Source organism: Xylocopilactobacillus apicola (assembly GCF_033095985.1).
Lineage (GTDB): Bacteria > Bacillota > Bacilli > Lactobacillales > Lactobacillaceae > Xylocopilactobacillus > Xylocopilactobacillus apicola.
Genome location: NZ_AP026802.1, coordinates 1,098,469 through 1,109,621, shown reverse-complemented (window position 1 = coordinate 1,109,621; position 11,153 = coordinate 1,098,469). Strand labels below are relative to the sequence as shown.

The window sequence follows — 11,153 nt, the reverse complement described above, 5'->3', positions numbered from 1 at the left end:
ACCTTGAGTAAAATTCAAATAGTTACTGATTCATCAGTAAGATTAACCCCTGAAGAAATTGAAAAATATCAAATTGAAGTTGTTCCCTTAAGAATTGAGATTGATGGTAAAAATTATGTCGATGGGATTGACATTACCCCGCTAGAATTTGTTGAAAAAATGAGAGAAGCTACTAATCTCCCCAAAACTAGTCAACCTCCTTTAGGGGATTTTGTTGGTATTTATAGTAAATACGCGAGCCAAAACCAAGAAGTTTTATCAATTCACATGGCTGCATTTTTGAGTGGTACTGTTAACGTAGCTCGAGAAGCTGCTAACATCAGTCATGGACAGGTCACCGTTATCGACAGTGGTTTTACTGATCGAGCACAATCTTTTCAGGTGCTCGAAGCCGCGAAAATGGCTCAAGAAGGCGCAACAATGGAGGAAATCGTTGCGGCTATTGAAAAAATTCAAAGTGAAGTTGGGCTATATTTAGCATTTCCAACCTTAACAAATTTGATTAAAGGAGGGAGAATTAGTCGAGTAGCTGGAATGATGTCGACTTTAATCCGCTTGAAGTTAATCATCCAACTTAAAGACCAAGAATTAGTACCTGTCAAGAAAACTCGAAGTATGAAAGGAATTGAGCAATATTTCGACGAATTAATTGATCGTTTCACCCAAATTCCTGATCTACACGCTGTTGGACTTTCTCACGTTGATTTTTACGACTATGGTAAGGAACTGGAAGAAAAAATTCATAAAATTCGCCCAGAGGTACCAATTCTTCTATCAGAAACTGGACCAGTAATTGCAACCCATACGGGCGAAAAAGCAATGGCGGTTATCTATTATTAAACTGATGAAAAATAAGCGAACAAATTTTGTAAAAACAATTTTAATTTTTCTCGGAATTATTTTTTTCGCTTTTTTATTTTTCGAATTGTTAATTCCTAGGCCAAAGTCGTATAAGTCAGTTGAGATGCAGCCTCAAAAGATTGTATACACTGCAGTTGGTGATTCAATTACTCACGGAATAGGGGATACCAACGATAATGAAGGATTTGTAGGTGCCTTAAAAGATCGACTTGAACAAGAAAAAAATGTTAAAGTTAAATCTAATAATTATGGCTACACAGGGGAGACCTCAAGTTCAGTCAGAAAAAAGATTGAAAATAATCAAAAACTCAGAACCTCACTGAAGAATGCTGATTTAATTACGGTGGAGATGGGTGGTAATGATATAATTTATACAATCCAGAAAAATTTTCTGAAACTAGAAAAGAAAGAATTCGAGCCGCGTGCCAAAGATTATCAAGCTAATCTCAATGCTTCATTGAAAGAAATTCGTAAGCTAAACGGTAAAGCTAAGATTGTAGTTTTGGGAATTTACAATCCATTTTATCTATATTTTAATCAAATAAAGGATTTAAATCAGCTTTTTAAGGAGTGGAATAAAATTACTATTGAATCCACTAAAAAAGTTGATGATGCATATTATCAAGATGTTGACGGCTTAATCAACGGAAAAAACGCAAAAAAAGTTGTTGATGGGAAAATTATTAATCGCTATCTTTCTACTAAAGATGACGTTCATCCTAACGGATTGGGATATGGACTGATCGCCAATAAATTATACGATTTAATAAATTTAAAAAGACTGCTCAGGTGATTTAAACGAAAAAAAGAGTTAAAAACAGTAAAATAAATATTTGGAAATGGCTATTTTTAGGCTTAGTTGGAATTATTGTTGGTTTTTCGATTTTTGTTTACACTAGATTTTTCATTGAAAAGCCCGCTTATCATCCAATTGAGACTTCAATTACTAAAAATAGCCCAAGTTTTAAAGTGGTTATGAATAAAAAACAATTGACAGTGTTGACTAATCAATATTTAAAACAATTAAATTCCAAAGAACTAAATTTAAACTTTTCTTTAAGTGATGAAGCTCAATTAACTGGAAGTATTAGAATCTTTAGTCATCCGTTACCTTTTCGGCTGGTTATGGATGTTTCAGTTTTATCAAATAAGGATTTATTGTTGAAACCGAAAGTGGTTTCAATGGGCAATTTAGACATTTCTGCTCAGCGTGTTTTAGAATTAATTGAGAGTCAAGTTAAAATGCCTCGTTATGTTAAGGTCAACTCAAAGAGAACCGAAATTGTAATGGCTTTAGAACGGGTGCAATTTAATAAAGATTTAAGCTTCAAAATTGATTCCGTTGACCTCAATAATGATCGTATTGTTTTTAACGGATATCTAAATAAATAGGAATTGAGAGTAAAATTGGATTCGAATAAAAATAGTTCGCAACAAGAAAATCAAGCAAAAAATAAAATTATTAAAACCGGAATTATAGCTTTAGTATTAGGGATACTGATTGGTTTTTTTATTCCGCGTCCCCAGGCTAAAACTGCATCAAATACTGCGGTTAAAAGTTCAAGTAAACAAAAAAGTGAGTACGTTGATTCTGTCAAAGAGTTAATCAAAAGTAAATATTATCAGCCAGTCGATGAAAAGAAATTGGATAATGGATCAATTAAAGGGATGCTCGATAGTCTTGATGATCCTTATACTACTTATTTAGATAAAAAAGAAGCTCAATCACTTACCGATACAATCTCTTCAAGTATTGTTGGCATTGGAATAACCGTGCTTGAGAAAAATAAAATGATCGTGATTGATAGTGTCTTAGATGGAACGCCTGCCAAAAAATCTGGCCTTAAAGCTAACGATGTCATTATTAAAGTCGATGGAAAGTCTATCGTTGGAAAACCCGCTGCTAAGGCAACGAAATTAATTAGAGGTAAAAAGGGGACCTCTGTTAAAATTACCGTCAAACGAGGTGATCATGAGGCCAATTTTAAAATGGAGCGCGATACGATTCCAATTGAGACAGTTAAACATAAAATGCTTGATAAAAACATTGGGTACCTAGATGTTTCAACCTTTTCAAGTCCTACAACTGACGAGTTTAAAAAATCTATTAAAGACTTACGTAAATCTGGCGCAAAGAAATTGGTGGTAGATATGCGCGGTAATCCGGGTGGAGAATTACAACAAGCTTTATCACTATCAAGTATGTTTTTAAAAGACGGACAACCGATCATGCAAGTGCAAGGACGTCAAAAAGCTGATCTAGCCGTTTATCGGGCCAGCAAGAAATTAGACGGAGGCTTTAAAATTACCGAACCCACTGTTGTTTTAACTGACGGCGATAGCGCAAGTGCTGCTGAAATTTTCACGGCAGCTTTAAAGAATAATAAAATTAAGGTTGTCGGAAAAAAGACCTTCGGTAAAGGGACTGTTCAACGAGTAGTTGATTTACCTGACGATGCCGAACTTAAAATGACAGTTGCTAAGTGGCTTACACCTGATGGTACCTGGATTAACCATAAAGGTATTAAGCCAGACTATTCAGTTGATTATCCAAAATACCTGAATATGGTTTTCAATGAGATCAAAACTCCTTTAAAAGTAGGGGATGTATCAAGTAACGTCAAAGTTTTTCAAGTTGGTCTTACGGCCCTTGGAATGCATCCAGGTAACGAAAAGGGAATTTTCGATGAAGCAACTGAAAATGAAACTAAGAATTTTCAAAATCAGCGAAAGATAAACGTGAATGGGACGATTGATGAAAGTACTATTCAGGAAATGATTAGGGCGCTGAGAGATTTATCGAAACAACAAGATCCAATGCAGCAAAAAGCTGTGGAAATTCTGAATAATTAATTTGATTGGTAAAGATAATTGGCCCAATATTTAGCAGTAAAAAGTCGTGCAAGACGAAAATATTTAAAAAAGCAGTCTAATAAAACCGAACGATTATTGTATTACATTCAATTGGCTTTCGTATCACTAATTAACATTGTTTTAGTATTAGTGATTTTTACCTTCTTTTTTCGTAATTCGATTGTTGACGGTGATTCAATGCGCCCGACTTTCTCAGATAAAGATCAAAATATATTACGCAAATTTGGAAAAGTTAAACGCTTTGATATTATTGTTTTTAATCCACCAGATGGATACGCAGGAATTAATTCTCGCGATCACTTTATTAAGCGAGTAGTTGGAATGCCTGGAGATGAAATCAGTTTTAAAAATAATAATTTATATATCAATGGAAAAAAATACGAGGAGACCTTCTTAAATGATATCGATGGACAAAAAAATCTTACTTTCGATTTTAAAATGGAAGATCTTTCAGCTACTAACCATACTAAAAGAGTCCCACCGGACAGTTACTTTGTAATGGGTGATAATCGTGCTCATTCTTCAGATAGTCGATATTTTGGTTTCGTAAAAAAAGAACGGATTAACGGAATTGTATTCTTCCGCTTTTCTCCGTTAGTAAAGTTTAGGTTTTTTTAAATGACAGGTGAATGGTTTCCTGGCCACATGGCCAAAACAAAAAGGTTGTTGACCGAAAAGAAAAGAGAAATTGATCTTGCTTTAATCTTAATCGATGCAAGAGCCCCGATTAGTTCGATCAACCAATATTTAAATGAAGTATTTAATGATAAGCCGAAAATTTATCTATTAAATAAATGCGATTTGGCAGATCCCGTGACAACTCAACTTTGGATTAACGAGTTTGAAAAACAGGGAAAACAGATTTTTAAGATTAACGCTAAAAAAGGAACAGGAGTACGCTCGGTAGTTAAGGCTGCAGAAGAAACTGTTTTAAAAAGCAAAAAAAGATATGCCCAACTGGGACTTAAAAATATTCCGGTTCGAGCTACTCTATTAGGAATCCCAAATATTGGTAAATCTACGCTACTCAATCGTTTTGTGCGTAAAAACGTTGCAATTGCTCAAAACAAACCGGGGCTAACTCGCAATTTGTTGTGGTATAAAGTAAATGACCACTTTAAAATTTTAGACACGCCGGGAATGTTGTGGCCAAAATTTGATGAACCTGAAACGGGATATAAAATTGCTTTGTTAAATTCCATTGCTAATTATGTCTACGATCCCGAAAAGGTGACAGATTTTTTGCTTTCAACAATGGCTGAACATTATCCTGAACAATCTCTAAAATACTTTAACAGTTGTAATTCTTGGATTGATTTTTTACAACAGACAAAATTTGAAGATTCGACAAATAAGGCGCAGGAAATCATTAGAAATTTTTGGGAATCGAAATATGGATCTATTTCCTTAGAGTGGCCAAATGAATAAGTTAACAATTGGCCAGATAAAAGAGAGGTTGAAAGATTCAACAATTTCACCTCTTTTTTTGCAACAACTAAAAGAAGATTCTCGTAGTGGCGTTCAAAAACTTTTACAACAATACGAAAAACAACAATTGATTTTGGAAAATCAACTTAAAGAATACCAACAAAAATGTTATTATGAACAAAAATGCTGGCAGTTAGATCGGTTAGTTGCAGGAGTTGATGAAGTGGGTCGCGGATGTTTAGCTGGCCCCGTAGTTTGTGCAGCAGTTATCCTTAACCCGCAGGTCCCAATTATAGGAGTCGATGATTCAAAAAAACTTCGTCCCGAATCACGTACTCGACTAGCGAAAATTATTAAAGAGGAATCACTTGCTTATAGTGTTGCTTTAATTTCTCCATCAACCATTGATCAAATTAATATTTTAGAAGCTAGCCGTTTGGCAATGAAATTTGCAGTTCAAAAATTAAGTCTGACGCCTGAAAGTCTCTTGGTCGATGCAGTAAAAATAGAGACTGAAATTCCTCAGACTGACTTAATCAAAGGCGATGAAAAAAGCGCTAGCATTGGAGCTGCCAGCATTTTGGCAAAAGTTTGTCGTGATGAGTTAATGGATCGTTATGACGAATTTTATCCGGAGTATAACTTTAAATCGAATAAGGGTTACGGCACGCGTGAACACCTTTTAGCGTTAAAAGAATTTGGAATTTCTCCAATTCACCGAAAAAGTTTTTCGCCTGTTCGGCAAATTATCGCGTAATTTATATTCATGGAGGTTTTAAAAATGAAATTACGAGATGTTTTGTTGACTGGCTTTTTAAGCAGAAGTTTTACTTATAAGAATTTTGTGGCTTTATTAAACAAGCGAGAACTCTTAGAGCGAAAAGAATTGAGCAACCACGAGGTGTATAGATATTCTAAGCTAAATGGGAAAAATATCGCACTTTTTGAAGATTTTTCGCTTGAAGAGGCCTTGGAAGAAAGCCAAGCAAAAAAAATTAAATTTTTGACAATTTTAGATGATGAGTATCCCTTAAGATTAATGGAAAGCTATGAGCCGCCCATTGTTCTTAGCTATCAAGGTCAGCTCGAATTGTTGAAAGAATGTTGTTTAGGTATCGTTGGCGGAAGGGTTTATCCCAAAAATGCAGCACCAATTCTTAATAATTTTTGTACGGAGCTAATGCCCCAAAAAATTATCGTTGTTAGCGGGCTTGCAAAAGGAATTGATGCGATTGCTTTAAAATCGGCCATCGCCCATCAGGGAAAAACTATTGCCGTGATCGGAACTGGGCTCAACCGATATTACCCGAGAGAAAATCAAGAACTGCAAAGAGAAATCGCACGCAATCACTTGCTGATCTCTGAGTACCCGCCAGATTCAGGAGCCCAGAAATTTCATTTTCCCCAAAGAAATCGGGTTATTGCTGGAATTTCACACGGCGTTTTAGTAGCAAGCGCACGCAATCATTCGGGAAGTTTAATTACCGGAAATTTAGCGCTGCAAAATAACCGCGAGGTCTTTGCTTTACCAGGAGAATGTGGTGACCCTTTATACGAAGGGTCTAATAAATTAATTCAAGCGGGCGCAAAACTCGTTCTCCAGGCGGAAGACGTAAGCAGTGAAATTCAGTATTATTGGTAAGCCGTTATTGACAGACGTAGTATCCTTATGTTGATGCTTAAGATTAATTTTAAAAGATTGGATGTTTTGAATGGTAAATTCGACAAAAACAAAAAAAGGAACAACAAAAAAGAATTTAGTGATTGTAGAGTCTCCCACTAAAGCACAAACGATTGAAAGATATTTAGGTCGTAACTATCGAGTTGTAGCCTCTAAAGGACACATTCGTGATTTGCCAAAAAGCAAAATGGGTGTTGATCTTGAACATAATTTCAAACCAGAATACATTTCAATTCGTGGTAAAGGTCCGGTAATTAAGGATCTTAAAAAAGAAGCAGCAAAAGCAAAGCAAGTTTATTTGGCCTCTGATCCGGATCGAGAGGGCGAGGCAATTGCTTGGCACGTCAGTCATATTCTTGGACTAAAAGATACTGACAAAAATCGAGTTGTTTTTAACGAAATAACGAAGGATACCGTCAAAGAAGCATTTAAAAGTCCACGCGCCATTGACATGAATCTCGTCGACGCTCAACAAGCTCGTCGAGTCCTTGATCGAGTAGTTGGATATTCAATCAGTCCAATTCTTTGGCATAAAGTTAAAAAAGGATTGTCAGCTGGTAGAGTTCAGTCTGTAGCTTTAAAATTAATTATTGATCGACAAAAAGAAATTGATAATTTTATTCCCGAAGAATACTGGAGTATTGAAGCTAATTTCAAAAAAGGAGCCAAGACTTTTATCGGTGATTTTTATGGAATTGGGGGAAAAAAGAAGAAATTAAGCAGTGATAAAGACGTTAAAGAAGTTATCACTAAAATTGATAAAAAGAAAAAATTTGACGTAAGTGAAGTCAAGAAAAGACAGACAAAGAAAAATCCTTATCCAGCTTTCACCACTTCAACATTGCAGCAAACGGCAAATCGCAAACTTAATTATCACACCAAAAAAACAATGATGTTGGCTCAACAACTTTATGAAGGTGTTAATTTAGGTGGTAAAACAGGGCATGCCGGTCTTATTACGTATATGAGGACGGACTCAGTTCGAGTATCTCCAGTCGCAGTAAGTGAGGCTCATCAGTTTATTACAGATCAATATGGCAAAGAATACGTTGGATCACGTGTTGCTAAGAATAGTAAAAAAGAAAAGGTTCAGGATGCCCATGAAGCAATCCGTCCCAGTTCAGTCGCTAGGACCCCTGAATCACTTAAGAGCATCTTATCTCGCGACCAATTACGTTTATACACGTTAATTTGGAATCGTTTTGTTGCCAGCCAAATGGCTAGTGCAGTTTACGACACAATGAATACTACTGTCGAACAAAATGATGTGCAATTTCAGGTTAAGGGTTCCAAACTAATTTTTCCTGGATTTACAAAAGTTTATAAAGACAATGAAACTAAATCAGAAGGAAAATTGCCTGATTTAAAAGAAGGCGATCAAGTTGATCTCAGTAAATTATCCCCCGCGCAACACTTCACTCAGCCTCCCGCTAAATACACCGAAGCTAGTTTAGTTAAAGCATTGGAAGAGAACGGTGTTGGACGTCCTTCAACATTTTCGCCAATTATTGATACTTTACAAAAACGATACTATGTAAAATTAACTGCAAAACGTTTTGAACCCACTGATTTAGGTAAAATTGTTAACAATATTATTGAGGAATTTTTCCCTGAAATTGTCGATATAAATTTTACGGCAAACATTGAAACAAATCTTGATAACGTTGAAAAGGGGATTAGCGACTGGGTCTCGGTGGTTGATAAATTTTATCAACATTTTGAACCTGAAGTTGATAATGCCGATCAAAAAATTGAAAAAGTTGAATTTAAACTTGAACTTGCAGGTGAAAATTGTCCAGAGTGTGGGGCACCATTAGTTTACAAAATGGGGCGTTATGGGAAATTTATTGCTTGTAGTCGTTTTCCAGATTGTCGTTATACAAAAGCTGTAGTCAAAGAAATTGGGATGGTTTGTCCAGTCTGTAAAGAAGGTCAAGTCATCGAAAAACACACTAAACGTAATCGACTTTTTTATGGTTGTTCACGCTATCCAAATTGTGAATTTATGTCGTGGGATAAACCAGTTCCTAGAAATTGTCCGAATTGCCAACACTATTTAGTTGAGAAAAAAGTCAAAAATACCCTTCAGGTGGTTTGCCCGAACGGTGATTATGCAGAGGAGCTACAAAAATAATGGACAATCAAACAGTTGATATTATCGGTGCAGGGCTCGCTGGTAGCGAAGCTACTTACCAATTAGCAAAACGTGGCATTAACGTTCGCTTGTTTGAGATGCGTGACAAAAAAATGACTCCAGCTCATCATACAGATCAGTTTGCTGAACTGGTTTGTACTAATTCAATGCGTTCAAATGAAATAACTAATGGTGTCGGTCTCTTAAAAGCTGAAATGCGAGAATTAGATTCAATTATTATGAAGTCAGCTGATGCTAATCAAGTTCCAGCTGGCAGCGCTCTGGCAGTTGATCGGGATTCTTTTTCACAGGAAATCACTCAGAAGATTCGGGAAATGCCAAACGTTGAAATTATTAACGAAGAGGTCGATAAATTTAGTTCTAACCCAACAATTATCGCAACTGGTCCCTTAACTTCTGCTAGTTTAACTAGCAAAATCAAAGAACTCACTGGTCAAGACGAACTTTATTTTTATGATGCTGCAGCTCCAATTATTAGTAGTGAAAAAATCGATCGCTCGATTGTATATGAAAAATCTCGTTACGATAAAGGGGAAGCCGCCTATCTAAACTGTCCAATGAACAAAGATCAGTTTATGACTTTTTATGAAGCGCTAATTTCAGCGGAAAAGGCTGAATTACATGATTTTGAAGACAGTAAATACTTTGAAGGGTGTATGCCTGTAGAAGAAATGGCCTCACGGGGTGAAAAAACTTTGCTTTTCGGTCCGCTAAAACCAGTTGGACTTGAAATGCCCAATGGAGAAATGCCATACGCTGTCGTTCAGCTGCGCCAAGATAACGTTTCGAAAACAATGTATAACTTGGTTGGTTTTCAAACTCAACTTAAATGGGGCGAACAAAAACGAGTATTTCAGTTAATTCCTGGTCTTGAAGACGTTGAATTTATCCGTTATGGAGTAATGCACCGGAACACATTTTTGAATTCCCCTAAATTACTCAGCGCTAATTATCAATTAAAAGACAAGCCGCAGTTTTATTTTGCGGGCCAAATTACAGGAGTCGAGGGTTATGTTGAAAGCGCTGGGAGCGGTTTGTTTGCTGCGCTTTCATTATTTAAGCAATTAAAAGGTGAGAGTTTAATAGCTGATCCTCACACCATGATTGGAGCCATGGGAAATTACGTTGCAAACGCTGATGCTAAATACTTTCAACCAATGAACGCTAATTTTGGAATTATGACTCCACTCACCCAAAGAATAAGAAATAAAAAAGAACGACGAGAAATTATGGCTCAGCGTGCTTTGGAGTTAGTTAAAAATTGGAAGGTTTAACAATAAATCAACAAGCGGTTGAAGATTTCAGTAAATTTTTGAATGAATTTAAACATTATTCTCCCCAAACAGTTAACGCTTACCAGAGAGATCTAAATGATTTTTTTTCCTTTTTTTCTGATAAAACCTTTGATCAGATTCAAAAAAAAGATTATTTTCAGTATTTAAATTATCTTGATCAACATTACTCTGTTGCCTCAATTAATCGAAAAAAATCTGCTTTATCAACTTTTTTTCAATTTCTAGTTCATCAAGAAAAGATTAAGGTAACTCCAATTAAGAAAGTTAAGGGCGCGAGAAAAGCTCACCGCCTTCCTAAAATTCTTTATCAGGAGGAAATAAATCAATTAATTGATAAAATTCCTACCGATACCGATTTACAAATTAGGAACCGTTTAATCTTTGAGTTATTATATTCTACCGGAATCAGAATTTCCGAAGCTGTTCAAATTAAATTGAATGAAATAAATTTAAGTTTGAAGTCCATTTTAGTTCACGGGAAAGGTGGAAAAGAGCGTTACGTCCCTTTTAATAATCATTTTGAGAAGATTTTAAAATTGTACTTATACAGATCTCGTCCCGCTATTTTAGGTGACAAAAAAAGTGATCTCTTACTTTTAAATTTTCACGGAGAACGTCTAACGACACGAGGTTTGGAATACATTTTTCAAAGCGTTTTAACAAAATTGGAACAACCTGGATTACATCCCCATATCTTAAGACATTCGCTTGCAACTCATTTGCTAGATAATGGGGCTGATTTAAGAATTGTGCAGGAATTGTTGGGACACTCCTCGATCAACACCACGCAGATCTATACCCATGTTTCAGTTAAAAATTTACAAGATATTTATAATCAAGATTTTCCTAGAAAGTGAGA

At 35.7% G+C, this 11,153-nt stretch carries 11 protein-coding genes; all 11 read left to right on the top strand.

Going from position 1 to position 11,153, the window contains the following annotated elements:
• The first annotated feature begins 3 nt into the window (after positions 1-3).
• The 11 genes from R8495_RS05535 (at position 4) to xerA (ending at position 11,151) form a co-directional block, all read left to right on the top strand.
• Complete coding sequence (locus tag R8495_RS05535) at positions 4-840, top strand: DegV family protein (protein ID WP_317636524.1); 837 nt, start codon at positions 4-6, stop codon at positions 838-840.
• 4 nt (positions 841-844) lie between these two features.
• Positions 845-1,654 (top strand): DUF459 domain-containing protein, encoded by an 810-nt coding sequence (locus tag R8495_RS05530; protein WP_317636523.1) that lies wholly within the window; start codon positions 845-847, stop codon positions 1,652-1,654.
• Positions 1,655-1,686: 32 nt separating this feature from the next.
• A complete protein-coding gene (locus R8495_RS05525; RefSeq protein WP_317636593.1) occupies positions 1,687-2,253 on the top strand; it encodes a YpmS family protein in 567 nt (188 codons plus the stop codon).
• 15 nt (positions 2,254-2,268) lie between these two features.
• Positions 2,269-3,714: a S41 family peptidase gene (locus R8495_RS05520; RefSeq protein WP_317636522.1), complete on the top strand. Its 1,446-nt coding sequence runs from the start codon at positions 2,269-2,271 to the stop codon at positions 3,712-3,714.
• A gap of 18 nt (positions 3,715-3,732) precedes the next feature.
• Positions 3,733-4,353 (top strand): signal peptidase I, encoded by a 621-nt coding sequence (lepB, locus tag R8495_RS05515; RefSeq protein ID WP_317636521.1) that lies wholly within the window; start codon positions 3,733-3,735, stop codon positions 4,351-4,353.
• Positions 4,354-5,163 carry a ribosome biogenesis GTPase YlqF gene (ylqF, locus tag R8495_RS05510; RefSeq protein ID WP_317636520.1) on the top strand — a complete coding sequence of 270 codons (810 nt, stop codon included), beginning with the start codon at positions 4,354-4,356 and terminating at the stop codon, positions 5,161-5,163.
• Positions 5,156-5,920 carry a ribonuclease HII gene (locus R8495_RS05505; RefSeq protein ID WP_317636519.1) on the top strand — a complete coding sequence of 255 codons (765 nt, stop codon included), beginning with the start codon at positions 5,156-5,158 and terminating at the stop codon, positions 5,918-5,920. Before ylqF ends, R8495_RS05505 begins: the two co-directional genes overlap by 8 nt.
• A gap of 24 nt (positions 5,921-5,944) precedes the next feature.
• Positions 5,945-6,805 carry a DNA-processing protein DprA gene (dprA, locus tag R8495_RS05500; protein ID WP_317636518.1) on the top strand — a complete coding sequence of 287 codons (861 nt, stop codon included), beginning with the start codon at positions 5,945-5,947 and terminating at the stop codon, positions 6,803-6,805.
• 70 nt (positions 6,806-6,875) lie between these two features.
• Entirely contained in the window at positions 6,876-8,978 is a 2,103-nt protein-coding gene (gene topA, locus R8495_RS05495) for a type I DNA topoisomerase (RefSeq protein ID WP_317636517.1), read from the top strand.
• Positions 8,978-10,273: a methylenetetrahydrofolate--tRNA-(uracil(54)-C(5))-methyltransferase (FADH(2)-oxidizing) TrmFO gene (trmFO, locus tag R8495_RS05490; protein WP_317636516.1), complete on the top strand. Its 1,296-nt coding sequence runs from the start codon at positions 8,978-8,980 to the stop codon at positions 10,271-10,273. The genes topA and trmFO overlap by 1 nt, the downstream gene beginning before the upstream one ends.
• Positions 10,261-11,151: a site-specific tyrosine recombinase/integron integrase gene (xerA, locus tag R8495_RS05485; RefSeq protein WP_317636515.1), complete on the top strand. Its 891-nt coding sequence runs from the start codon at positions 10,261-10,263 to the stop codon at positions 11,149-11,151. Before trmFO ends, xerA begins: the two co-directional genes overlap by 13 nt.
• Positions 11,152-11,153 lie beyond the last annotated feature (2 nt).

Excerpts from the sequence above, each read along its gene's own strand:
- R8495_RS05530 (WP_317636523.1), top strand. The coding sequence starts at position 845 with ATGAAAAATAAGCGAACAAATTTTGTAAAAACAATTTTAATTTTTCTC.
- ylqF (WP_317636520.1), top strand. The coding sequence starts at position 4,354 with ATGACAGGTGAATGGTTTCCTGGCCACATGGCCAAAACAAAAAGGTTG.
- R8495_RS05505 (WP_317636519.1), top strand. The coding sequence starts at position 5,156 with ATGAATAAGTTAACAATTGGCCAGATAAAAGAGAGGTTGAAAGATTCA.
- dprA (WP_317636518.1), top strand. The coding sequence starts at position 5,945 with ATGAAATTACGAGATGTTTTGTTGACTGGCTTTTTAAGCAGAAGTTTT.
- topA (WP_317636517.1), top strand. The coding sequence starts at position 6,876 with ATGGTAAATTCGACAAAAACAAAAAAAGGAACAACAAAAAAGAATTTA.
- trmFO (WP_317636516.1), top strand. The coding sequence starts at position 8,978 with ATGGACAATCAAACAGTTGATATTATCGGTGCAGGGCTCGCTGGTAGC.